This is a genomic window from Bacillus haikouensis (assembly GCF_013179555.1).
Classification (GTDB): domain Bacteria; phylum Bacillota; class Bacilli; order Bacillales; family Bacillaceae_B; genus Rossellomorea; species Rossellomorea haikouensis_A.
Genome location: NZ_JABMCR010000600.1, coordinates 1 through 740, shown reverse-complemented (window position 1 = coordinate 740; position 740 = coordinate 1). Strand labels below are relative to the sequence as shown.

At 35.1% G+C, this 740-nt stretch carries 1 rRNA gene; it reads left to right on the top strand.

The annotated features are described in order from the left end of the window. Positions 1-663: 663 nt before the first annotated feature. Positions 664-740, top strand: a 16S ribosomal RNA gene (locus tag HP456_RS24590); the annotation flags it as partial.

Sequence of the window (740 nt, the reverse complement as noted above, 5' to 3'; positions counted from 1 at the left end):
AGAATATATCGATTGGCGGAGAAGACTATAAGGAAGATGGATTGTTATTCTATCTGTAAATCCTCATGTAAAAGACGCAGGTCAATGTTCCCTGCGTCTTTCAATTATTTCATTTATCGTGCAAGGGCTAAATGAAAACATATGTAAAACCTGAAAAAACAAATCCCATTACAACTGAAAGAATAAATGTAAATCCTCTGACAGGTTTAGAACTATCACTAATTTTAAGTCCTAAGACATATGAGTATGCGAAAAGATAAATAGCCATGAAGTAAGATAGGTGTTGAGCTGCAAATGTTAGCGTCATTTACATAGAACTCCTTTCAGGGAAAGTCTATTACAAATATATGAAGTGTGTCCCAAAGTAAGACCAGAAAAAAATGGACACGCATTAATTTTTTTGTAAAAAATATATTGCAATAACATTAAGAGCGTGATATATTAATAAACGTCGCTGATACAGCAAACAAGATTTCCAAAAAAGAAATTTAAAAAGATGTTGACGCGAAGTAGTGATGCATGTTATATTAATAAAGTCGCTTCAAACGGAGCGTTTCAACAAATTGAACCTTGAAAACTGAACAAAACAAGACAATACGTCAACGTTAAATTTTAGATTTACCGCAACGATTGAATCGTTGCAAACAAGAGCTATTCAAACTTTTATCGGAGAGTTTGATCCTGGCTCAGGACGAACGCTGGCGGCGTGCCTAATACATGCAAGTCGAGCGGATCTCAGG